Raw genomic sequence first — 22,985 nt, forward strand, 5'->3', positions numbered from 1 at the left:
GGAATAATGAATGTTAAATCGTATTTCTAGTTTTTATAACCATCAGCTGGTTCAAGATAATTTTCGTAGTCAAGAAAATAAAATTCATCATAATCAACTTCAATTAACTTCTGGAAATAAACTTATTCAGGCAAGTGATAATCCTTTAGATATACACTATATTCAGAATGTTAATCAGCAGTTAGAAGAATTAAAACAATATATAGATTCGATTGAATTAGTTAGAAATCGACTAGTTAATCATGAAATTATCATATCTAATGCTGAAACTTTTTCGGATGAAGCAAAGCGTATTGTAATGAGTATGATAAATGCTTCTTTATCTCATGAAGATATGCAAGTTAAGTCAATTGAAATACAAGAAATTGCAAATAATTTTATCAAGTTAGCTAATTTTAAAGATACATCAGACAGTTACGTTTTTTCTGGTACCAAATCAAAAAATCAACCTTTTTTCTTTAATAAAGATAAAAAAGTGGTTTATCTAGGTGATAATGCCCAACGTACAGTAAAAATTTCTAATAATTTAGAGATAGCAATTAATGATCCTGGTAGTACAGTATTTATGGAAATTCATAATCCATATGGTGATTTTGAACCTCAGTATCATTTACAATATTCTTCAAAATTATTATTAGAAAGTGCTATTAATTCAGATGACAATGATCAATCTAGTTATGCAGTTAAATTTATTGATATGGTTGATGGTAACTCTGGTTATCAATTAGAGAAGGATGGTCAAGTTGTAAAGGTTGATAAATTTGATCCATCTAAAGGTATTCAATATGAAAATATATCTGTTCAAGTTAAAAATCAGTTTACTACAGGAGACTGTATATTCCTAAAACCAAGAAAAACTTATTCTATTTTTGATACTTTCCAGAATATTATAGAACTCACTAAAAATCCTATTAAAAATGCTAATTTTATAGCTAAATTGCATCAAATTACTCAAGAATTTCATACTGCTTTTATACACTTTAATAAAGTTCATAGTGATATTGGTATAAGAATGAGTACTCTAGATGCACAAGAAGAACAACACAAAGATTTTCAATTAACTTTTAAAAAAATAAAAAGTAACTTAGAGGACCTTGATTACACTGAAGCAGTTATAGAATTAAATGACAATTTAAAAGCTTTACAAATATCACAAATTGCTTTCAATAAAACTAAAGATTTAACTCTTTTTAATTATATTTAATGCATTAGTATTTATTCTTTAAAAAAATCAGCGTACTTACTTATAATAGAGTTTTTGAGTAAAATGCTTGTATAATGTGGTTATTATTTTTAAATGAGATAGTTTAATTTGTGGAAGTATGTTTATCTCTTCTAGAGAATTAAAGAAATGACTATTACAGTAAATACTAATATTTCAGCATTAACTACCCAGCATTATTTAAATAAAGCAATTAGTAAATTAAACATCTCTATGCAGCGTTTATCTTCAGGAAATCGAATTAATAGTGCAAAAAATGATGAAGCTGGGTTACAAATTTCTAATCGATTAACGGCACAATCACGTGCTCTTGATGTTGCGATGAGAAATGCGAATGATGCAATTTCTATTATACAAACTGCTGAAGGGGCAATGAGTGAATCAACTAATATTTTACAACGTATGCGTGATTTAGCACTTCAATCAGCAAATGGAGCTAATTCAGTATTAGAACGTAAGGCATTAAATAAAGAAGTTTTAGCTTTGCAAGATGAGTTAAACCGGATAGCAGAAACAACATCATTTGGTGGTCGTAAATTATTAAATGGATCATTTAGAGAAGGCTCCTTTCAAATTGGTGCTAGTTCAGGTGAAGCAATTATTTTAGATTTTAAAAGCATGCGTGCTGATGATATTCATATGGGAGGACGTTTTTTTGTTTCTGAATTGGGTAAAATTAAAGAATGGATTGTACCAGAAGATAACAAAGATATTCAGTTTGAATTTATTGACAGGTCTACTAATGAGTTAATTACTATTAATATTCTTGCTAAGAAGGGTGATAATATTGAAGAATTAGCTACATATATTAATGGACAATCAAATAAATTAAAAGCTTCAGTTAATGAAGAAGGGAAGTTACAAATATTTACTTCTAAGTTAAATTTATTAGATGATTTGAATATTTCTGGTAATTTAGCAGATGAATTAGGATTAAAGGGTGGTTTAGGTGTTTTTTTAACAGTTCAGGATATTAATATCAGTTCAGTTGGTGGCGCTCAAAACTCAGTGGGTATTATTGATGTAGCATTGAATTATATAGATGCTCAACGTGCCAATCTTGGTGCAAAACAGAATCGATTAGAGCATAGTATAAATAATTTAATTAACATTCAAGAAAATATTGAAGCATCAAATAGTCGAATTAAAGATACGGATTTTGCAAAAGAAACAACAAATTTAACAAAATATAAGATTTTGCAGCAAGTAGGAACAGCAATATTGGCTCAAACAAAACAATTACCAAATTCATTAATGACGTTACTTCAATAGTGATATTTTTTTAGTTTCTAAATGGTGGTGCGGAAGGAGAGACTTGAACTCTCACACCTTTCGGCGCCAGAACCTAAATCTGGTGCGTCTACCAATTCCGCCACTTCCGCGCACATAATTAATAATCATAGCAAAAAAAAGTACTATCGTTATAGTAGACCAAGTCTATTATAACAATGATTAAAGAAATGGTGGCTACTGCAGGATTTGAACCTGCGACCCCATCATTATGAGTGATGTGCTCTAACCAACTGAGCTAAGTAGCCATTTTTTTCTACTGCATAACAGTAGGGATATGGCTGGGCTACCTGGATTCGAACCAGGGAATGCCGGCATCAAAAGCCGGTGCCTTACCGCTTGGCGATAGCCCAACTATTATATATAAATGTGGCGCATTATGCTTAGTTGTTTTAGATTCGTCAACATTGTTTTAATAAATATGATACAAGATTGGGAACTAATGATGCCTGTAATTTTTTAAAAGTCAAGATATAAAATCTTATTTTGATTTTTTATACATTAAATCGAAAATAAATGATATCTCCATCTTGGACTATGTAATCTTTACCTTCAAGACGCAATTTTCCAGCATTTTTAGAAGTATATTCACTACCATATTGAATGAAGTCATTATAGCTAATGACTTCTGCACGAATGAAACCTTTTTCGAAATCAGTATGAATTTTACCAGCTGATTTTTGAGCTGTTGTTCCTATAGGTATAGTCCATGCTCGTAGTTCTTTTTTCCCAGCTGTAAAGTAAGTTTGTAGATTTAATAAGTCATAGCCAGAACGAATTACTCGATTTAATCCCTGTTCCTCAATACCCATATTTTCTAAAAATTCTTTATGATATTTATCATCTAATTGAGATATTTCTGATTCTACATTGGCACAAATAGGCACTACAATATTATTTTCTTTTTCTGCATGTTTTTTAACCATATCCAAATATGGATTATTTTTAAATCTATTTTCACTAACATTAGCTATATACATGATTGGTTTTAAGGTTAAAAAGTTTAAATAACTTATAGTAGATACTTCATCTTTTGATAAATTGGCAGTGCTTGCCATTTCCCCTTCTGACAGAACAGGCAGTAATTTTTCTAATATGGTTAACTCATACTTTATATTTTTTTGGTCATGAGATTTCCATTTTTTTTTATATCGTTGAATTGTAGCTTCACAAAAATTTAGATCGGCTAAGGCAAGTTCAAGATTAATAATTTCAATATCCCTAATTGGTGAAACTTGCCCAGATACATGAATTATATCTGTATTTTCAAAACATCGTACTACATGGCTGATTGCATCAGTTTCACGGATATTAGCTAGAAATTCATTACCAAGTCCATCTCCTTTTGATGCACCAGATATGAGGCCTGCGATGTCAACAAACTTAATTGTCGATGGTATTGTTCGTTTTGGTTTGATAATCTCTTTTAATTGGAGTAGACGAATATCTGGGACAGGAACAACTCCAATATTTGATTCGATAGTACAGAATGGAAAATTAGCAGCTTCAACACTAGATTTAGTTAGCGCATTAAATAAAGTTGATTTGCCAACGTTAGGAAGGCCAACTATAGAACATTTAAATCCCATTATCAATTTCTCCTTACTTTATTCGATTTTAAATGAACGCAAATAATTTTGTGCTTTACTCAATCCATCTTTTAGTAAAACATGAATAATTTGTACTGATTCATTTATAACTAATCCTAGGAGATGCTGTTCTGAATCAGATGCTTTGCTTAAAACATAATTCGAAACTTTATTTCGTTCCTTTGGACGACCAATTCCAATTCTAAGTCGGTAAAATTCTTTGTTATTAAGTTTATTAATAATGTCGCGCAAACCGTTATGACCACCGTGACTTCCTCCTTTCTTAAATTTTACAATACCTGGATTTAAATCTAGATCATCATGAGCGATCATAATTTCTTCTATATTAATTTGATAAAATTCAACTAGAGCTGCAATAGCCTTGCCAGATAAATTCATAAATGTAGTTGGAATTAGAAGATGTATTCTCTTATTATTAACTATTATTTGTCCAGTTAATCCATAAAATTTTGTTTCATTTTTAAGGGTTATATTATGAACACTAGCTAGTTTTTCTAACACCCATGATCCGGCATTATGTCTTGTTTGGATATATTTATCACCAGGATTTGCAAGACCAACGAAAAGTTTAAATTCTTGATCCAAATACTAGGTCTCCATAAAAGGCTTTAAGAATTAAGAAACTAAAATTTAGTTTCTATTGAACATTTCTGAAATAGATTCATTATTATTGATTCGGCGAATGGCTTCAGCCAGCATACGAGATACGCTCAGTGTGGTTATTTTCCCTGTTTCAAGCATTTTTTTAGAAAGAGGAATGGAGTCAGTAACAATTACTTGGTCCAATAATGAATTATTAATATTTTGTGTTGCTTTCCCCGAGAATACAGCATGAGTAGCATAGGCAAATACACGTTTTGCATTACATTTTTTTAGTGCTTCAGCTGCTTTGCATAAAGTTCCTGCTGTATCAATAATATCATCAACAATTACACAATCTCTATTTTGAACATCACCAATTAGATTCATTACTTCAGCAACATTAGCTCTTGGACGACGTTTATCAACAATTGCAATATCAATATCACCGAGTGCTTTAGCTGTGGCTCTTGCACGAACAACCCCTCCCAAATCTGGTGAAACCACAACTGGATTTTCCAATGAACGGCTTTTCATATCTTCAAGTAATACAGGGGTGCCAAATATATTATCTACAGGCATATCGAAAAACCCTTGAATTTGTTCAGCATGTAAATCGATAGTTAAAATACTATCAATGCCAACTTTTCCTAAGAAATCTGCAACTACTTTTGCAGTAATTGGTACACGTGCTGATCGAACTCGACGATCTTGTCTAGCATAACCAAAATATGGCATTACTGCAGTAATGCGTCTTGCTGAAGCACGACGCATTGCATCGATCATGACTAGTAACTCAATTAAATTATCATTAGTTGGTGCACAAGTAGATTGAATTAAGAATACATCATCACCGCGAACATTTTCATTGATCTGTACAGCAATTTCACCATCAGAAAAACGTTCTACAGTTGCATTACCAAGAAAAGTATATAAACGATTAGCAATACGTTGGGCTAATTCAGGTATTGCATTACCAGCAAATAGCTTCATATTATTCACGGTGAAAACCTCAAAATTAGATCTTATATTAATTATAAATTGATTGATATTTAGCTAGAGTTTCTTTCAATGGTGAAATATTGATTCCTTTAGCAATAAAAGCTGAAACATTTTTCGAAAGTTTTGAAAAAATAGCCTCTGCTTCTTTTTTATAGGTAAATTCAGAAAATATGCAGGATCCTGTTCCAGTTAGCCTAGAAGGCGCGTATTGTAACAGCCATAAAAGTTGTTTATCAACCTTTGGATGTAGTATGCGTACAATTTTTTCACAATCATTTACATAATTCCCTCGCAATAAGGATATCATTTCCCCTTTCGGGGTATCTCGAATTAAATGTGGATGAGTAAATATATCGACAGTAGCTATATTGACGCTTGGTTTTACAATTAAATACCATTTTTCTTTTGGTGTTGCTGGAGAAAGTTTTTCTCCAATTCCTTCTACAAAGGAAGAAAAACCATAGACAAAAACTGGTATATCAGTGCCTAAAGTTAGGCCTATATTTGCAAGTTGATTATCAGTTAATTCTAAATGCCATAAAAAATTTAATGCTACTAAAATTGTTGCAGCGTTTGAAGAACCACCACCGATGCCTGCAGCTATAGGAAGAATCTTTTTTATTTTAATATCAGCTCCAAAATTACACTTAGCATATTGTTTCAATGCCATTGCTGATTTCCAAATCAAATTTTCTGTAGTTTTAAGTTTTTTAATATCAGAAAAGACTCGAATTCTATTAGAGCGATTGATTTTAATTGCTAATGTATCGCTGTAGTCTAGAAATTGAATAAGTGTTTGTAATTCATGATAGCCATTTTTTTTTCGAGCTATAATATTTAGGAATAAATTGATTTTAGCTGGAGATGGCCAATAGGTAGTTTTAAAGATCATTGGTTTAAGATCCATTTCAAAATGATGAGATCAACTTGTATATTATCATTTCGAATTTGGATTTTTTTTGGTAGTAACAATGTTAGTTCATCTAATGATACATTTTGATATTTATAGTAATATACATGCCAAAGTTTTTTATCTATTTTTTTAGATAATGATGTAAGAATATTGTTTTCATTCATTTGATATATATCAGCATCTTCTGGTTTACCTATTATCCAATATTGAAGTTGTTCTAGTGGAATATTCAATCCTATTAGTTTTCGAAAAAGTGTAGTTGTATTTTTTTCTAAGAATATTTTATTATTATAATATGTTTTGAGTTGTGCAGAATCTGGTTTGATATTTAGACCTAAGATAGGTTGCCCAAAGAAATTTATTAATTTTATACTTGAATTTTGGAAAGTATACTTCCATTGAAAATTGCATGATTGTTTTTTATCTTTTAAATTATACACTAGTTTTCCAATAGCTTGATAATTTTTAATTTTAGCTACTTTTTGCTGGTTATTTTTCAATGGAATAGAAGCATAGTCTTGCTCTTGCTTGTTAGAGCTACAACCAACTAAAAGAAGAACTAAAGTTATTATTCTTATTAAAGATAGGGTCTGATTACAGTGGATCATTGCTATTTAATTTGTTAAATTAATGTATAAAAATATAGCGAAAAGAGTACCGACATTATATATTGGTATCACGAACTCAGTAAAACTAATTAGTTAGACTCTTTTAATCAAACTAGGTATCAAGTAGAATCTTGTACTTGTTCCTATTTCGAACAGAGAATCTAAATTACATGCCATTGCTTGTTATTGGAATTAGTCACAATACAGCTCCTGTAGAATTACGTGAAAGGATGGTTTTTGAACCTTGCAGACTATCAGTTGCGTTAAAGCAACTGAATGTCAATCCTTGTGTCAATAGTAGTGTTATTTTATCTACTTGCAATCGCAGTGAGATTTATTGTGATCTAAAAGCAAGTACTAAAGAGAGAGTTGTTGATTGGTTCTTTCGGTTTCATAATATTTCTCCAAATGAACTTAAATCTAGTATTTATATTTATGAGGAGCAAGCAACAATTAAACACTTAATGCGAGTATCTTGTGGTTTAGATTCTTTAGTATTAGGTGAACCACAAATTTTAGGGCAAGTAAAAAAAGCTTATTCTTACGCGCGTAAATTTGGTACAGTGAATTCATTGATGGAAAAACTTTTTCAAAAAACATTCTTTGTTGCTAAGCGAGTTCGTACAGAAACTGAAATAGGTTTTAATGCAGTCTCCATTGCTTATGCTGCATGTACTTTGGCTAAGCATATTTTTGAATCATTGTCAAATTCCACGATCTTATTAGTTGGAGCGGGAGAGAATATTCAGCTTGTAGCAAAGTACTTAGCTAATGGTTGTAAAAAAATAATTATTGCTAACAGAACACTTAAAAATGCTTTGAAGTTATCAGAGAAATTTAGTGCTTATGCTATTAGCCTCGCTGAAATTCCAGAATATTTACCTAGGGCTGATATTGTTATTAGTTCTACTGCAAGCCCCTTACCGATATTAGGTAAAGGGCTGATAGAAACAGCTTTGAAAATTAGAAAATATCAACCAATGTTATTAGTTGATATAGCTGTTCCAAGAGATATTGAATCTCAAGTAGCAGTGCTTGATAATGTATATCTTTATTCAATTGATGATTTAAAGTTAATAGTTGATAGTAACATAAAACAAAGAGAGGTTGAATCAATTCAAGCTGAATCAATAATTAATGAAGAGAGTGACAGGTTTACGACTAGGATTCGCTCATTGCAAGCTGTGGATAGTATTAGAGAATATCGTAAATTTTCAAATGATATTCGCCAGGATTTACTTAATAGAAGTTTACAATCCCTTGCAGCTGGGAGTGACCCTGAGAGGGTATTAATGGAATTTAGCAATAAATTAACTAACAAACTTATCCATGCTCCAACTCGAGCATTACAAAATGCGGCAGAACGGGGTGAATCTTCTAATTTGGTTATAATTAGAAAAAGTTTAGGTCTTGAAGACTTTTATTATTATAATTAAGATTCTTTAAACATGAAAATATATGAAATCTTCTATTTTAGTAAAGCTTAAAATTCTTGTTGAACGCCATAAAAAACTTCAACACTTGCTTAGTAAGCCTAGCATTATCACTAATCAGCATAAATTTCGTACTCTCTCAAAAGAATATTCTCAGTTAGATGAGGTAGTTCAGTGTTTTCAACAATATCAATCAGTTCAAGAGGAACTTATTTCCATTCAACAAATGGATAATGAAGATGATGAAGATATTCGTATTATGTTTGAAGAGGAAGTTAGAAAAACAAAAGCAATCATTGCTGATTTAATAAATAGACTAAAGATTTTATTACTACCAAAAGAGCTTAATGACAATTGCAATTGCTTTTTAGAAATTCGTGCAGGTGCAGGAGGTAATGAGTCAGGAATTTTTGCAGGTGATCTTTTTCGTATGTATTCAAAATTTTCTGAGAAGCGAGGTTGGACATTAGATATCATAACTTGTTCCGAATCAGAACACGGTGGTTATAAAGAGATAATTACTAAAATAAGCGGAGATGGTGCTTATGGTATGATGAAATTTGAATCTGGAGGACATCGTGTACAACGTATACCTGAAACTGAATCTCAAGGTCGTGTTCATACCTCTGCATGTACAGTAGTAATTATGCCTGAAATTCCAAAATCAGATTTTCCAGAAATTAAAAGTAGTGATTTAAAATTTGATGCATTTCGTGCATCTGGAGCAGGTGGTCAGCACGTTAATACCACTGATTCTGCTGTTCGCCTTACGCATCTTCCAACAGGGATAGTTGTTGAATGTCAAGATGAGCGTTCACAGCATAAAAATAAAGCAAAAGCAATGTCAGTATTAGTGGCACGTATTATACGAACTCAGGAGATAAAGCGTGCTGAACAAGTATCGAATACTCGTCGGGATTTATTAGGTTCTGGAGATCGAAGTGATCGTATTCGTACATATAACTATCCACAAGGCCGTGTATCAGATCATCGAATTAATTTAACACTGTATTGTTTAAATGAAGTGATGGAGGGGAACTTGCAAAGTTTAATTGAACCACTGATTCGAGAGTATCAAACTGATCAATTAGCTTCTTTATCAAATGAAAACTAAAATAATTTCTTTCCCAAATATTGAATTAACACTAAAATTCGCGGTGAATCAGCTTCGAAAAAGTGGGAGCAGTTCTCCTTATCTTGATGCTAGCATATTGCTTAGTTATGTTTTGGTTAAATCGCGTTCTTACCTGTTTACTTGGCCTAATCGATTACTTAAGCCTTCCCAATTTTATTTGTTTAATCAGTTATTATCTAGGCGTTTATCTGGTGAACCTATAGCATATATTGTTGGTGAGCGAGAATTTTGGTCTCTTCCATTTAAAGTTTCATCATCTACCTTGATTCCTCGTCCTGATACTGAACTTTTAATTGAAATTGCTTTAGATAAAACTTATAACCAAAAAGGGTTTATTTTAGATTTAGGAACAGGAGTTGGTATAATTGCGCTTGTGTTAGCTTTCGAGATGCCTAAAAGAGATATTTTCGGGATTGATATAAATCCAGAGGCTAAGCTTTTAGCTGTTGAAAATGCTTCTAGATTAGGAATTACCAATGTAAAATTTTTTGTAGGAAATTGGTTTGAAGCAATTAATAATGATATCAAATTTTCTTTAATTGTTTCTAATCCACCTTATCTTAAGAAAGATGATTTATATTCAGCTCAAGGCGATATACGTTTTGAACCTGTTAGTGCATTAGTAGCAAATGATGAAGGGTTATCTGATATTAAATATATAGCTAAAAATAGCCTAGTTCATTTAGAACATTTAGGTTGGCTAATATTAGAACATGCTTACGATCAAGGTAAGGCTGTAAGAGATATTTTACTATCGTTAGGTTATCAAAAAGTTTTAACTAAAAAAGATTATGCTCAGAATGATCGAGTGACTTTTGGTCAGTTTAGTAAAAAATAATACAGAGCAAGGCAATATAAAAATCAGATTATTATAAGTTTCTTTTCTAATTCAATTAGTTATATTTATTATAAATATAATATCAAGCTTGATTATTGATGTCTAAATTAGATAATTATTTTATAGCTCTTCAAATGAAAGCCATTTCTACAATGAATAGATTTGGTATAGTGCTTGATGGTCAGTATTTTTGGAGTCTTTCTTGCATTAAAAAAGCTATAGATTGTTATAAAAACCCTACAGTTTTTCAATTAGGAGGTCAATATCTTCCAGGAGCTAAATATGTTGCTTTTAATGAAGGTAGTCGATTATTAGGAGAAGAGTGTCAGATTTTAATATGTGATTTTTCTCAAGATTTTAATGCAAACAGCTTTAATTCTGTATTGGGGACCTTGGTTGGTGGTGGCTTATTATTTATTTTTCCAGAAAGGTCATTATCTAAATCGTTAGATAAGGTATGGTTAGAACGAAGTTTAAATAGATTAATTGTTCTTTCTCAAAACAAACCTTTTCCTTCATTGCCTAAGATTATTTCACAGGCTTTACCGATATCTATTTATCAAGAACAATATATTGCTATTGATAAAATAATGCATGTAGTTGAAGGTCATAATAAACGTCCTTTAATTTTAACCTCTGATAGAGGAAGAGGAAAGAGTGCAGCGCTAGGAATAGCTGCCGCTAACTTAATGAAATCGCGTTCAATTAAGATATTGATAACAGCACCGTCAATATCTTCTATAAATGTTGTTTTTCAACATGCTTTAGCGAAGTTAGATAGTACCAAGAAAACCAAATATAACTTAATTTATCAAAAGTCATCTCTTCTTTTTGTTTCTCCATATGAATTGCTTCATAGTAAAATTAAATGTAATTTTTTAGTCGTAGATGAAGCAGCGGCTATTCCAATTTCAATGCTAAAAACCATGGCTAAATTATACTGTCGTATTATTTTTTCAAGCACAATTCATGGTTATGAAGGTTCAGGAAGAGGATTCAGTTTAAAATTTTTAACATGGTTAAAATCTTATCGCTCTAAGACTTTTCATTTGCATCTTAATTGTCCAATCAGGTGGACACAAGAGGATTTTTTAGAAAGATGGCAATATCAGACATTTTTATTAAATGCAGAGTTATATATTGATAAGCAAAAGCTTATTAATATAGATAAATTGAAGTTACTTAAATTTAATAAAAACAATTTATTTACTCAGTTTGAAAGGTTTAAAAATTGTTTTGCATTATTGGTTAGTGCTCATTATAAAACTTCTCCAAATGACCTATTTTTGTTTTTACGAGATGATAGCATGCATATGTATATGATGTTTGCATTAGATGTGTTTGTTGGTTGTATGCTTGTGGTAGAAGAAGGGGGAGTAGAAGATGATTTAATTAAGAAAATACAATTAGGGGAGTATCGTCCTAAAGGGAAATTAGTATCTTCTATTCTCGCCAAGGATATTGGGATTTCTGAAGCAGCTCGCCAAAAAAGTTTACGTATCATGCGTATTGCAGTACATCCGAATTATCAGAGACTTGGGATTGGTAGTAAAGCAATTCAAATATTATATAAACAAACTACTGTTAATTATATTTCAACAAGTTTTGGTGCTACTAGCGAACTTATCAGATTTTGGTTAAGGAATAAGTTTGTGCCTATTAAAATAAGTTCAAAAATAGATAAAGTAAGTGGTTGTTATTCTCTGATCATGGTAAGAGCTGAAAACTCACCTTGGTTAGGTGAGGCTAGGGATTTTTTTAAATGTAGTATTGATTATTTTCTAACTTGTTCACTAAAAACACTCGATTCTAGTATAGTTCTTCTCCTTCTATCAGAAATAGCGAGTCATACTCGTAAATCCTCTAAATTTATTAATATAAAGCTTAATTTTTTAATTAGTAATTACTTAGAAGGTGGAGGCAATTTCGATAGTATTGCTTCTCAAATTAAAAACCTTATTAATACATTGCCACAAGAAAAGTTTGTATATGTTGGAAAACTTACATTGCTTAAGATTATTCAACAATGGTCTTGGAAAGACTGCATGAATCAATTTCAATTATCTACTCGTAAAGAATGTGAACTTCAATTTAAAAATGAGATTAAATGGTTATATACTAACTTAGTTTCTACACCAGATTAGTTTTCAGTTAAAATAGATAAGTGTATTTTTGAATAATCTTAAGTTATTAATGGCAAATGCCAATTAATTGGTTGTTTCTTTTGATTAATAAGTAATCTGTTTGTTTTAGAGAAATGTTTGCAACCAAAAAAGCCTTGATGAGCTGAAAGTGGTGATGGGTGAGCGGCTTCAAGAATATAATGTCTATCTCGTTTGATAATAGTTCCTTTTTTTTTTGCATAATTCCCCCATAGTAAAAATATTATTCCTTGACTTTGTTCACTCAAAGCTTGAATTACTTTATCTGTAAATATTTCCCAACCAATATTTGAATGAGAATGCGGTTTTTTTTCTTCTACAGTAAGAATAGTATTTAATAAAAGGACTCCTTGTTTAGTCCAATTTTTTAAAAAACCATGCTTAGGAATTTGAAAATGTTTAATATCTTGTGCAAGTTCTTGATATATATTTATAAGTGATGGTGGTATATTTACACCAGGTGGTACGGAAAAACTCAATCCATGAGCTTGATTTTTTCCGTAGTATGGATCTTGGCCAAGAATGACAACTTTAACGTCACTAAATTTTGTAAATTTAAATGCATTAAATACATCTTTATCTGATGGAAAAACAAGCTTTCCATTTTTTCGTTCTTTTGAAATAAACTTCATCATCTGTTTAAAATAATTAGCTTGTTTTTCAGAACCTATAACATTTTTCCATGTTAAAGTATTATGAATAAGTTTATTTTTATGAAAGTTAAGCATTTTTGTACAAATACTCTTACTTTGAGGTTTTTAACCAATAAGGGTTTATTAATCATTGTCTATTATTTTATTTTAAATAGCAATGTCATGATTATAGTAATGTCATATCACCAATTATTTTTTTATAATCAAATGAGATATACATATGCGAGTTTCTGATTTTTATTTTGAACTTCCTAATGATTTGATTGCTCAATATCCAAAAAGAAAACGAACAGCTAGTCGACTTTTACAGTTAAATGGCAATACTGGCTCATTGAGAGATAGTTCATTTACAGCACTTTTAGATTTAGTTAGACAAGGAGATTTAATGGTATTTAATAATACCCGTGTTATGCCAGCCCGCATGTTTGGTCGAAAAAAAACTGGTGGGAAACTGGAAGTTTTAATCGAGCGAATATTAAATAGAAGTACTGTTCTTGCACACGTGTACTGTTCCAAATTGCCTAAGATTTCCAGTACGTTATTTTTAGGTAAAAATGATGAATATGAGGTTGAAGTTATTGATTGCCATAGTGCACTATTTAAGCTTTGTTTCAATAATGGAGAATCAGTATTAAATGTTCTAAATCATATTGGTCATGTTCCGCTTCCACCGTATATTTCTCGATTAGATACAGCTATTGATAAGGAACGTTACCAAACAGTTTATAATCTAAAGTTAGGAGCAGTTGCAGCGCCAACAGCAGGTTTGCATTTTGATGAGGTTTTTCTTGAAAAAATAAAAAAAAAAGGAATTAAATTCGCTTATGTAACCTTACACATTGGTTCTGGTACATTTTATCCAGTAAAAGTAGATAAAATTAATGAACATAAAATGCATTCAGAGTATGTTGAAGTAAAAAAGATTACAATTGATGCTATTCGTTCTGCTAAAGCACGAGGAGGTCGTATTATTGCTATTGGTACTACTTCTGCACGTTCTTTAGAAAGTGTTGCGCAAAATGCTTTAAAAAAAAACACCGATTTGATGCCATTTTGTGGCGATACGAAAATTTTTATTTTTCCAGGTTATAAGTATCAACTGGTAGATTGTTTAGTTACTAATTTTCATTTGCCCAAATCAACTTTGATCATGTTAGTAAGTGCATTATCTGGTTATAATCATGTTATGTCTGCTTATCAATATGCAGTAAAGAATAGATATCGTTTTTTTAGTTATGGTGATTCAATGTTCGCTACTAGAAAAACTTGTATAGATTAAACTTTTTTATACTGTCATTATTTAATGAGATATCAATAATTTAAGAATAGATTATGGATTTGTGAAGAACTTGAAATATGAACTAAAGAAAAAAAACAATAAAGCACGACTTGGTCAACTAACCTTTAAATATGGTGATATAGTGAGAACTCCTGCATTTATGCCTGTTGGTACTTACGGGACTGTTAAAGGAGTAACCCCAGAGGAAATAAAAAACACAGGTGCTGAAATTTTGCTCGGTAATACTTTCCATTTATGGTTGAGACCTGGTCAAGATGTAATAAAGATGCATGGTGATTTGCATCATTTTATGAACTGGAAGCGTCCTATTTTAACCGATTCTGGTGGTTTTCAGGTATTTAGTCTTTCTGCTATTCGTAAAGTAACTGAAGATGGTGTCTATTTTCGTAATCCAGTAAATGGTAATAAGATTTTTTTAAGTGCTGAAAAATCTATGGAAATTCAAAAAAACTTGGGTTCCGATATTGTAATGATTTTCGATGAATGTACACCTTACCCAACAACATATGAGGATGCAAATAACTCAATGAGAATGTCGTTACGTTGGGCACAGCGCTCTCGTATTCATTTTAATAAGATTGGTAATACCAACTCATTATTTGGAATTGTCCAAGGTAGTATTTATAATGAGTTACGTGATATTTCAGTTAAAGAATTAGTAAAGATTGGTTTTGATGGTTACGCCATTGGTGGTTTGTCTGTAGGAGAATCTAAATCTGTCATGTATCGTGTACTAGATCATACTTGTACTTTACTTCCAGAAAATAAACCGCGTTATTTGATGGGAGTAGGGAAACCTGAAGATTTAGTTGAGGGTGTTCGTCGTGGAGTTGATATGTTTGACTGTGTTATACCAACAAGAAATGCCCGTAATGGTCATTTATTCATAGATACTGGTATAATCAGACTTCGTAATGCAAAACATAAAATGGATAACAAGCCAATTGATCCAAATTGTGATTGTTATACTTGCCAAAATTATTCAATATCTTATTTACATCATCTAGATCGTTGCAAAGAAATATTAGGTATGCGTTTAAATACTATTCATAATTTGCATTATTATCAACGTTTAATGAAAGATATTCGTAGAGCAATTAATGAAAATTATTTTAATTTATTTGTAGAAAATTTTTATTTGTCTCAAAATAAAAACGTACCAGAATTTAATTAGCAATGAATTTTAAAAGAGCTATCTATTCATCCTATTTTTTTGAATATTGATCACAATTAGAGATTTATATTCCTTGAAAAGTTAAAATTAAGACCCAATCTAGGTTGCCATGAGAAATACTGGTGAAAATAAATGTTTATTCCTCAAGTTCATGCAGAGGCAAAAGGCTATACATCTGGTTCTGGTTATGAAATGTTGATTATGCTAGGTGTATTTGCTTTAGTTTTCTACTTTTTAATTTACCGTCCTCAATCTAAACGCATTAAAGAGCATAAAAAACTTATCTCCTCAATTACTAAAGGTGATGAAGTACTTACAAGTGGTGGATTAGTTGGTAAAATAATAAAAATATCAGAAAATAGTGATTGTGTTTCAATTAAATTAAATGAGAATAATGAAGTTCTTATTCAGAAAAGTTTTATTACTACCTTATTACCAAAAGGGACATTAAAATCTTTATAGAATAGTTTTGTGGGAGGAGGATTTGCTCAATCGTTATTCATTATGGCAATATTTATTAGTACTTTTCCTATTTTCTATTATATCTTTATATGCACTTCCAAATCTATATAGTGAGAGTATTTCTATTCAAATCAAAGAGAAACAAGGAGTACCTTTAGATTTATCGTTAGTAGATACTATTCGTTCTTCCCTAAGTCAGCATAATCTTGCTTATAAGTCTATTTCTATAAAGGATGGGGCAATTCTTGTTAATTTTTTTAATGATGAGAATAACCAAAGTGATGCTCGAAAAATTATCAGTGAAGTACTTGGTAAAAATCAAATTGTTTCTTTAAAGCTTGTTTCCTCTTCACCTAATTGGTTGAAAGCAATTGGCGCAAATCCAATGAAGCTTGGTTTAGATCTTCGTGGAGGTGTCCATTTTTTAATGGAAGTCGAGATTGATGAAGGAATAATGAAGATTACTACTCAAAGAAAAGAAGAATTCCGTAGTGAATTACGTGAAAAAAAGGTTCGGTACCAGAGAATTCATCTTTTAGATAATAAAAGTTCATTAGAGATTTTATTTTATGATAAGAAGCAATTAATTAAAGCAAAACAATCGCTTAAGTTAAAATACCCTAATATGACCTTTATTGATTCAAGTATTGATAATCGTTTTTCAATATTAGCCACTTTTACTGAAGGTTATTTAAAAGAAATTCGTAATAATGCGGTTGAACAGAATATTGTTATTTTACGTAATCGAATTGATGAGCTAGGAGTTTCAGAACCATTAGTTTACCGACAAGGATTAAGTCGGATTGTGGTTGAGTTACCAGGCGTACAAGATATAGCACATGCAAAACAAATTCTAGGTGCAACAGCTGTTCTTGAATTTCGTGAGGTTGATAATGATGAAACTTTTTCTGTTAATAAAGTGCCAATGGATAGTGAAATTAAACAAGACCAGCACGGTTATCCTATAGTATTAAAAAAAGCTGTTATTCTAGATGGTTCAAGTATTATTGATGCTAATGCAATTGTAGATCAATATGGTCGTCCCGAGGTAAATATTTCATTAGATCAACAGGGTGGAGAAAAAATGCTAACATTCTCCCGTCATAATATTGGGAAATTAATAGCAACTGTATTTACCGAATATGAGAGCGATATTGATAAATTTTCTGAAAAAAGAATTTTAACTAAGCATGAAAAGATTATTAATCAAGCAAGCATACAATCAGTGTTAGGACGTAATTTTCGTATTACTGGTATCCGCTCTATTTCAGAAGCACGAAACCTTGCTTTGTTACTTCGTGCTGGAACTTTAAATTCCCCTATTTCAATTATTGAAGAACGTACTATTGGTGCCTCTATGGGTAAGGAAAATATAAAAAAAGGGATTATGGCATGCGTTTGTGGGTTTTTGTCAGTGATATTATTTACCTTATTTTATTACCGTAAGTTTGGCTTGATTGCAAATATAGCACTAGTTAGCAATTTAGTTCTGATTATTGGAATAATGTCAATGATACCTGGTGCAACTATGACATTACCAGGCATTGCAGGTATTCTATTAACTGTTGGTATGGCAGTTGATGCTAACGTATTAATATTTGAAAGAATTAGAGAAGAGTTACGTAATGGTTGTAATCCTCAGCAAGCTATTCACTATGGTTATAAAAATGCATTTAGTACTATTACTGATGCTAATTTAACAACATTAATTACTGCAGTAGTTTTATTTGTTATTGGTACTGGCGTAATAAAAGGTTTCGCTATAACATTATCGATTGGTATTTTAACTTCAATGTTCACAGCAATTATAGGTACACGTTGTATTGTAAATTTGCTTTATGGTAGTAGAAATATTAGTAAACTTTCTATCTAAAATTAGGAGCTATAATGTTTCAAATTATGAAATTAGAAAGAAAGAGCATAGACTTTATGCGTTGGATAAAGGTTTCATCTTTTTTCTCTATCTCAATAATAGTTATTTCTATTTTCTCTATTTTAACTAGGCAGTTAAATTTAGGTTTAGATTTTACTGGTGGTACATTAGTTGAAGTTAGATTTAAAAATCCAGTGAATTTAGCTAGCGTACGGTCTATTTTAAATGAAAAAGATTTTTTTAATAATAATGTAATTGTGCAACATTTAGGTTCTTCTCATGATATAATGATCCGGTTTCAGTCAGATCATAATCAGGATTTAGGAATTCAAGTCCTGAATGCTCTTAAACATGGTAATGATGAAAACGTAAAAATTCGCCGGGTTGAATTTATTGGGCCAGTTGTAGGTAATGAATTAAAAGAATCTGGTATTCTTGCTATAATTTTTTCATTAATCTGCATATTATTGTACGTTTCAATTCGTTTTGAATGGCGTCTAGCAATAGGAGCTATATTAGCGTTAGTGCATGACTTGATAATCACACTAGGTATATTTTCTATAATGCAAATTGAGGTCGATTTGACAATTATTGCAGCGTTGCTAACAGTAATTGGATATTCACTTAATGATACTGTTGTTATTTTTGATCGCATTCGAGAAAACTGCAATTACAAACCAAATTTAACCTTGTCGCCAGATGACATAATCAATAATTCAATCACTCAAACACTAAATCGTACTTTGATTACTTCTGGAACTACCTTATTCGTAGTTATCGCATTATTCACATATGGTGGTACTACGTTTTATGGTTTTGCGATTGCCCTTTGTCTTGGTATCATTATTGGTACCTATTCCTCAATTTATATTGCATCATCATTAGCACTAAAATTAGGTATAACAAAAAAGCATTTTGTTAATTAAAAAATTTATTTCCTCTTTATTTATTCCCAAAAAAATCAGGAAATTTATTTCCTATTAATAATTTTCATATATTCTAATATACCTTCTTTGACTGTTTTGAATTTATGCTTACAACCAATTGAACGAAGTTTTGTTAAGTTTGCTTCAGTAAAACTTTGGTAAGAATCTTTTAAATGTTCTGGAAATGGAATAGTTTCAATCTCACCTTTTCCATAGTATTCAACCATTGTTTTAGCTATGTTATAAAACGATGTGGCCTTGCCTGTTCCTACATTGAAAATACCAGATATTTTATTTTTCATAAACCATAAATTGACTTCAGCTACATCTTCTACATATACAAAATCTCGTTGAAATTTTTTACTACCTTCAAATATTTTTAAAGTTTCTCCTGAATTTATTTGACGATTAAAATGAAAAATAATTGAAGCCATTGAATTTTTATGTTGTTCATGAGGTCCATAAACATTAAAGTAACGAAAGCCAGTTATTTGTGATAACTTTTCATTATTAATTTTAGATGTTTCCCATATTTTTCGAACATAATTATCAAATTGTTGCTTAGAGTATCCATAAACATTAATAGCTCCTTCATATTCTTTATTTTCAATAAATACCTTTTTTTTACCGTAAGTAGCAGATGAAGATGCATAGAGGAAAGGAATTTTATATTCTAATGAATAATGAAGTAGCTTTTTTGAATACTCATAGTTATTCAACATCATGTAGTGACCATCCCATTCTGTAGTTACAGCGCATGCACCTTCATGAAAAATAGCGTCAATTTGACCTAAAGTTTTTTTGTTAGCTGTAATTTTCAATAAAAAATCATTACGGTCTAGATAGTCACTAATATCAAGGTCTACTAGATTTCGAAATTTTTTGCCATTTTTAAAATCATCTACAACTAAAATATTTGTTATATTTCTTCTGTTGAGTGCTTTAATAATATTGCTACCAATCATACCAGCACCACCAGTTACAATGATCATAAATATTCTTCCTGAATGATATTTTGCTTGAGTATAGCATTTTTATTAATAAAAATTGTATTACTACTAAAAAACTTGATATGTAACATCAACGATTTTACTGAAAAAGCAGAATTATTTTGTAATAATTATTTGATGGAACAGTTAACTGTAATAAAATTATTTAACAGACAAATCTACTATGGATAATACATCTTCATTTTTTATTAGATAAAATCTAATAAAAAATATGCATTCGTATGATATGAAAAATAGTTAGAAATATTTTCTCATATAGTCTTGTAATTCATAATCAGTATATATTTTCATTAAAACTATACTTATCATTTCGTTTAGTATTGTTTCAATTGTATTATTTACTTCATTAAGAACGAATGTTCTTTCTATTTTAGCATTGTAAGTCTTTATTAATTTACCTATCGGTGTTTTAGCGGTGATCAGAATGGTTGATTTAGCATTTATTCTATTTTGTAACATATGTCTTTTTAGTCTGATAAGCACTTCTTGAATTTCCATTTCAATTATATTTTGGCTGTTTATTTGGTGATGAAATCCTTGTGCGTTGAATTGTGTTATAAGGAGGTTTTCAACAGTGATACGTATGTTTTGTTTAGTATGGATAAGTTTTTTTTAGAATTAAAAAAAGATTTTTCAACTAATCCAATGTACTGTGTTAGCCTTGTATCTTTGCTTATTAAAAAAAAAGTATTCTTTTTAGTTGGGTCAATTTTATTTAGTATTATTTGAGGTGAAAAGTTAATCTGTGTTTCTTGCTGAATAGAAGAACATGATACAATGAGAGGAACAATACAGGTAAGTAAGCTAGAATATTTCATAATATTTTCTATCGGCATCACTAAAATGTCGTATTTTGTTTAGTGTTACTAGTCTTTAAGTGCTACGAACTGTATCATAATCTTCTGATACAATATAATAAAAGGAAGGGGATATGCTTAAGTTATATTATTCCTTGGTTATTTATTTATATTTAGGAGATAAAAAATGGTATTAGTTGGATGCAAGGCTCCTGATTTTACTTCAGCAGCAGTGTTAGGAAATGGAGAAATTATTAATGATTTTAATTTTTTTGAATTTACGAAAGGTAAGAAATCAGTTCTTTTCTTTTATCCGATGGATTTTACTTTTGTTTGTCCATCAGAGCTGATTGCATTTGATAAACGGTTTCATCTTTTTAAAGAAAAAGGTGTAGAGGTAATTGGTGTATCTATAGATTCTCAGTTTTCTCATAATGCGTGGCGTAAGATAGCTATTAAGGATGGTGGTATTGGTCCAGTGAAGTATCCTTTAGTTGCTGATATTAAACATGAGATTTGTAAAGGATATGGAGTAGAATATTCAGTAGAAGGTGTAGCATTCCGTGCTTCTTTTTTAATAGATGAGAACCAGATTATACGTCATCAAGTAATTAATGATCTTCCACTAGGACGTGATATTGATGAGATGTTACGTATGGTAGATGCTTTAAATTTTCATGAACAAAATGGTGAAGTTTGTCCAGCTCAATGGAAGGAAGGAAAGACTGGTATGAAAGCGTCTCCAATAGGTGTTGCACAATTTTTATCTAAATATATAAAAGATTTAGATAGATAGCATCTTCTAAGTGATATCCTTTATTAATAAAAAGATTTAAGGTCCGGATTTTTATTCGGGCTTTTTACTTGCATAAATGTTATTTTTAGGTAGTTTTTTTTTGATAGTTAGTTTATATGGAGAATTAGACATGTCTTACTTTTCATTAGCTTTCGGTATTGCTACCAAAAATCGTGATGGAAAGATAATTGAAGCATTTTTCCCTCAGCCTATTCTTAAACCAAGTGATTGTTTAGTTAATTCAGCAAAAGAAGTCACTTATTTTTGGAAAGGTAATACTGTTATTGAGCTTTCTAATCTTCAAGCTGATAAATTAGCAAATACATTCAAAACATATAGTAATAATAGAAGTATAGGTTTTTCAGAGAAATCTCTACTACCTAATCAATCTTTTATTTTAGTTGCTCTTGAAGTAGATAAAAAACCTGAGTCTATAGCTGAAGTTTTTTTAAAATTGCAACTAATTTCACACCGTTTAGTTAAACCTAATAATGTTATATTAGATGGTATCTTTGCATTATTGCATAATATAGCTTGGACAAATAAGGGACCTATTGATCTTCCAGAGTTGGTTGAATATCAAATTAAAGCACGGGGGCAAGGAAATTCTTTAACTGTAAATTGCATAGATAAATTCCCAAAAATGGTAGATTATATTGTTCCTTCTGGAGTTCGCATTGCAGATGCATCTCGTGTTCGACTTGGAGCCTATTTAGGTAAAGGGACAACTGTTATGCATGAAGGTTTTATTAATTTTAATGCGGGTACTCTTGGTATGAATATGGTGGAAGGTCGTATTTCTTCAGGTGTAATAATAGGTGTTGGAACTGATATAGGTGGTGGTGCTTCCATAATGGGTACACTATCTGGAGGAGGTTGTTCAGTTATTTCTATTGGTAAGAATGCATTGTTAGGTGCTAATTCAGGTATTGGTTTTCCACTAGGTGATCGTTGTATTATTGAAGCTGGTTTATATTTGACTGCAGGTTCAAAAGTATTAATTCTAAATACCTTACATAAAAGAGTAAAAGTTGTGAAAGCATATACTCTTTCGAATGTTCCTGATTTGTTATTTCGTCGTAATTCTATTACTGGTCAAATTGAATGTCTAAAAAATAATCTTGTAGTACAATTAAATAGTGACTTACATAATAATAATTAATTTCGAAGCTTTTCCCGTTTAAATATGTTTATCTTATGAA

General features: G+C 30.7%; 21 protein-coding genes and 3 tRNA genes. 13 read left to right on the top strand and 11 right to left on the bottom strand.

The genetic code is table 11. The features are described 5' to 3' along the window. Positions 1–10 precede the first annotated feature (10 nt). Both flgL and CF66_RS03155 read left to right on the top strand, forming a co-directional pair. The gene (flgL, locus tag CF66_RS03150) at positions 11–1,204 is read left to right on the top strand and encodes a flagellar hook-associated protein FlgL (RefSeq protein ID WP_034411615.1); all 1,194 of its coding nucleotides are present in this window, start codon (positions 11–13) and stop codon (positions 1,202–1,204) included. Between the two features lie 147 nt (positions 1,205–1,351). After that, the gene (locus CF66_RS03155; protein ID WP_034411616.1) at positions 1,352–2,494 is read left to right on the top strand and encodes a flagellin; all 1,143 of its coding nucleotides are present in this window, start codon (positions 1,352–1,354) and stop codon (positions 2,492–2,494) included. Positions 2,495–2,519: 25 nt separating this feature from the next. On the opposite strand, the gene CF66_RS03160 is transcribed toward CF66_RS03155, so the two are convergent. From CF66_RS03160 to lolB, 8 genes are all read right to left on the bottom strand, one after another. After that, positions 2,520–2,604, bottom strand: a tRNA-Leu gene (locus CF66_RS03160). Positions 2,605–2,683: 79 nt separating this feature from the next. Further along, positions 2,684–2,760, bottom strand: a tRNA-Met gene (locus CF66_RS03165). 30 nt (positions 2,761–2,790) lie between these two features. Further along, positions 2,791–2,865: transfer RNA gene (locus CF66_RS03170), tRNA-Gln, on the bottom strand. Between the two features lie 141 nt (positions 2,866–3,006). Next, the gene (gene ychF, locus CF66_RS03175) at positions 3,007–4,101 is read right to left on the bottom strand and encodes a redox-regulated ATPase YchF (protein ID WP_016503754.1); all 1,095 of its coding nucleotides are present in this window, start codon (positions 4,099–4,101) and stop codon (positions 3,007–3,009) included. An 18-nt stretch (positions 4,102–4,119) separates the two neighbouring features. After that, the gene (gene pth / locus CF66_RS03180) at positions 4,120–4,707 is read right to left on the bottom strand and encodes an aminoacyl-tRNA hydrolase (protein WP_034411618.1); all 588 of its coding nucleotides are present in this window, start codon (positions 4,705–4,707) and stop codon (positions 4,120–4,122) included. Positions 4,708–4,752: 45 nt separating this feature from the next. After that, positions 4,753–5,703, bottom strand: a complete 951-nt coding sequence (locus CF66_RS03185; protein ID WP_034411620.1) for a ribose-phosphate pyrophosphokinase — start codon at positions 5,701–5,703, stop codon at positions 4,753–4,755. A gap of 28 nt (positions 5,704–5,731) precedes the next feature. Beyond that, complete coding sequence (gene ispE / locus CF66_RS03190) at positions 5,732–6,610, bottom strand: 4-(cytidine 5'-diphospho)-2-C-methyl-D-erythritol kinase (RefSeq protein WP_081697378.1); 879 nt, start codon at positions 6,608–6,610, stop codon at positions 5,732–5,734. Further along, positions 6,592–7,224, bottom strand: coding sequence for a lipoprotein insertase outer membrane protein LolB (gene lolB, locus CF66_RS03195; protein WP_016503750.1), 633 nt, complete (start codon positions 7,222–7,224; stop codon positions 6,592–6,594). The genes ispE and lolB overlap by 19 nt, the downstream gene beginning before the upstream one ends. A gap of 170 nt (positions 7,225–7,394) precedes the next feature. Here lolB and hemA point away from each other — a divergent pair, with 170 nt between their 5' ends. From hemA to CF66_RS03215, 4 genes are all read left to right on the top strand, one after another. After that, entirely contained in the window at positions 7,395–8,660 is a 1,266-nt protein-coding gene (hemA, locus tag CF66_RS03200) for a glutamyl-tRNA reductase (protein ID WP_016503749.1), read from the top strand. 22 nt (positions 8,661–8,682) lie between these two features. Then, positions 8,683–9,771 (top strand): peptide chain release factor 1, encoded by a 1,089-nt coding sequence (prfA, locus tag CF66_RS03205; RefSeq protein ID WP_034411622.1) that lies wholly within the window; start codon positions 8,683–8,685, stop codon positions 9,769–9,771. Beyond that, on the top strand, positions 9,761–10,630 hold the full coding sequence (prmC, locus tag CF66_RS03210; RefSeq protein WP_016503747.1) for a peptide chain release factor N(5)-glutamine methyltransferase: 870 nt from the start codon (positions 9,761–9,763) through the stop codon (positions 10,628–10,630). The genes prfA and prmC overlap by 11 nt, the downstream gene beginning before the upstream one ends. Positions 10,631–10,728: 98 nt before the next feature. Beyond that, a complete protein-coding gene (locus CF66_RS03215) occupies positions 10,729–12,774 on the top strand; it encodes a tRNA(Met) cytidine acetyltransferase TmcA domain-containing protein (RefSeq protein WP_034411623.1) in 2,046 nt (681 codons plus the stop codon). A gap of 38 nt (positions 12,775–12,812) precedes the next feature. On the opposite strand, the gene ung is transcribed toward CF66_RS03215, so the two are convergent. Then, positions 12,813–13,520: a uracil-DNA glycosylase gene (ung, locus tag CF66_RS03220; protein WP_016503745.1), complete on the bottom strand. Its 708-nt coding sequence runs from the start codon at positions 13,518–13,520 to the stop codon at positions 12,813–12,815. Between the two features lie 145 nt (positions 13,521–13,665). Here ung and queA point away from each other — a divergent pair, with 145 nt between their 5' ends. The 5 genes from queA (at position 13,666) to secF (ending at position 19,180) form a co-directional block, all read left to right on the top strand. Further along, on the top strand, positions 13,666–14,724 hold the full coding sequence (gene queA / locus CF66_RS03225; protein ID WP_016503744.1) for a tRNA preQ1(34) S-adenosylmethionine ribosyltransferase-isomerase QueA: 1,059 nt from the start codon (positions 13,666–13,668) through the stop codon (positions 14,722–14,724). A 70-nt stretch (positions 14,725–14,794) separates the two neighbouring features. Next, the gene (gene tgt / locus CF66_RS03230) at positions 14,795–15,919 is read left to right on the top strand and encodes a tRNA guanosine(34) transglycosylase Tgt (RefSeq protein WP_034411624.1); all 1,125 of its coding nucleotides are present in this window, start codon (positions 14,795–14,797) and stop codon (positions 15,917–15,919) included. A gap of 132 nt (positions 15,920–16,051) precedes the next feature. Then, positions 16,052–16,381, top strand: coding sequence for a preprotein translocase subunit YajC (gene yajC / locus CF66_RS03235; protein ID WP_016503742.1), 330 nt, complete (start codon positions 16,052–16,054; stop codon positions 16,379–16,381). 22 nt (positions 16,382–16,403) lie between these two features. Then, positions 16,404–18,254: a protein translocase subunit SecD gene (gene secD, locus CF66_RS03240; RefSeq protein ID WP_034411625.1), complete on the top strand. Its 1,851-nt coding sequence runs from the start codon at positions 16,404–16,406 to the stop codon at positions 18,252–18,254. A gap of 14 nt (positions 18,255–18,268) precedes the next feature. Continuing rightward, complete coding sequence (gene secF / locus CF66_RS03245) at positions 18,269–19,180, top strand: protein translocase subunit SecF (RefSeq protein ID WP_034411643.1); 912 nt, start codon at positions 18,269–18,271, stop codon at positions 19,178–19,180. Between the two features lie 44 nt (positions 19,181–19,224). Here secF and rfaD read toward each other — a convergent pair whose 3' ends face one another. Together rfaD and CF66_RS04730 are read right to left on the bottom strand one after the other, a co-directional pair. Next, entirely contained in the window at positions 19,225–20,172 is a 948-nt protein-coding gene (gene rfaD / locus CF66_RS03250) for an ADP-glyceromanno-heptose 6-epimerase (RefSeq protein WP_034411626.1), read from the bottom strand. A gap of 255 nt (positions 20,173–20,427) precedes the next feature. Further along, positions 20,428–20,793 carry a YajG family lipoprotein gene (locus CF66_RS04730; protein WP_081697377.1) on the bottom strand — a complete coding sequence of 122 codons (366 nt, stop codon included), beginning with the start codon at positions 20,791–20,793 and terminating at the stop codon, positions 20,428–20,430. Positions 20,794–21,174: 381 nt separating this feature from the next. Here CF66_RS04730 and CF66_RS03260 point away from each other — a divergent pair, with 381 nt between their 5' ends. Together CF66_RS03260 and CF66_RS03265 are read left to right on the top strand one after the other, a co-directional pair. After that, positions 21,175–21,783, top strand: coding sequence for a peroxiredoxin C (locus tag CF66_RS03260; protein WP_016503738.1), 609 nt, complete (start codon positions 21,175–21,177; stop codon positions 21,781–21,783). A 130-nt stretch (positions 21,784–21,913) separates the two neighbouring features. Then, positions 21,914–22,945: a DapH/DapD/GlmU-related protein gene (locus CF66_RS03265; RefSeq protein ID WP_016503737.1), complete on the top strand. Its 1,032-nt coding sequence runs from the start codon at positions 21,914–21,916 to the stop codon at positions 22,943–22,945. Positions 22,946–22,985 lie beyond the last annotated feature (40 nt).

The organism is Candidatus Photodesmus anomalopis, from assembly GCF_000731785.2.
In the GTDB taxonomy this organism is placed as follows: Bacteria; Pseudomonadota; Gammaproteobacteria; order Enterobacterales; family Vibrionaceae; genus Vibrio; species Vibrio anomalopis.

Coding starts and splice junctions, on each gene's coding strand:
- CF66_RS03265 (WP_016503737.1), top strand. CDS start 21,914: ATGTCTTACTTTTCATTAGCTTTCGGTATTGCTACCAAAAATCGTGAT.
- hemA (WP_016503749.1), top strand. CDS start 7,395: ATGCCATTGCTTGTTATTGGAATTAGTCACAATACAGCTCCTGTAGAA.
- prmC (WP_016503747.1), top strand. CDS start 9,761: ATGAAAACTAAAATAATTTCTTTCCCAAATATTGAATTAACACTAAAA.
- lolB (WP_016503750.1), bottom strand. CDS start 7,224: ATGATCCACTGTAATCAGACCCTATCTTTAATAAGAATAATAACTTTA.
- CF66_RS03155 (WP_034411616.1), top strand. CDS start 1,352: ATGACTATTACAGTAAATACTAATATTTCAGCATTAACTACCCAGCAT.
- yajC (WP_016503742.1), top strand. CDS start 16,052: ATGTTTATTCCTCAAGTTCATGCAGAGGCAAAAGGCTATACATCTGGT.
- ung (WP_016503745.1), bottom strand. CDS start 13,520: ATGCTTAACTTTCATAAAAATAAACTTATTCATAATACTTTAACATGG.
- CF66_RS03260 (WP_016503738.1), top strand. CDS start 21,175: ATGGTATTAGTTGGATGCAAGGCTCCTGATTTTACTTCAGCAGCAGTG.
- secF (WP_034411643.1), top strand. CDS start 18,269: ATGTTTCAAATTATGAAATTAGAAAGAAAGAGCATAGACTTTATGCGT.
- ychF (WP_016503754.1), bottom strand. CDS start 4,101: ATGGGATTTAAATGTTCTATAGTTGGCCTTCCTAACGTTGGCAAATCA.
- flgL (WP_034411615.1), top strand. CDS start 11: ATGTTAAATCGTATTTCTAGTTTTTATAACCATCAGCTGGTTCAAGAT.
- CF66_RS03215 (WP_034411623.1), top strand. CDS start 10,729: ATGTCTAAATTAGATAATTATTTTATAGCTCTTCAAATGAAAGCCATT.
- rfaD (WP_034411626.1), bottom strand. CDS start 20,172: ATGATCATTGTAACTGGTGGTGCTGGTATGATTGGTAGCAATATTATT.
- queA (WP_016503744.1), top strand. CDS start 13,666: ATGCGAGTTTCTGATTTTTATTTTGAACTTCCTAATGATTTGATTGCT.
- ispE (WP_081697378.1), bottom strand. CDS start 6,610: ATGGATCTTAAACCAATGATCTTTAAAACTACCTATTGGCCATCTCCA.
- prfA (WP_034411622.1), top strand. CDS start 8,683: ATGAAATCTTCTATTTTAGTAAAGCTTAAAATTCTTGTTGAACGCCAT.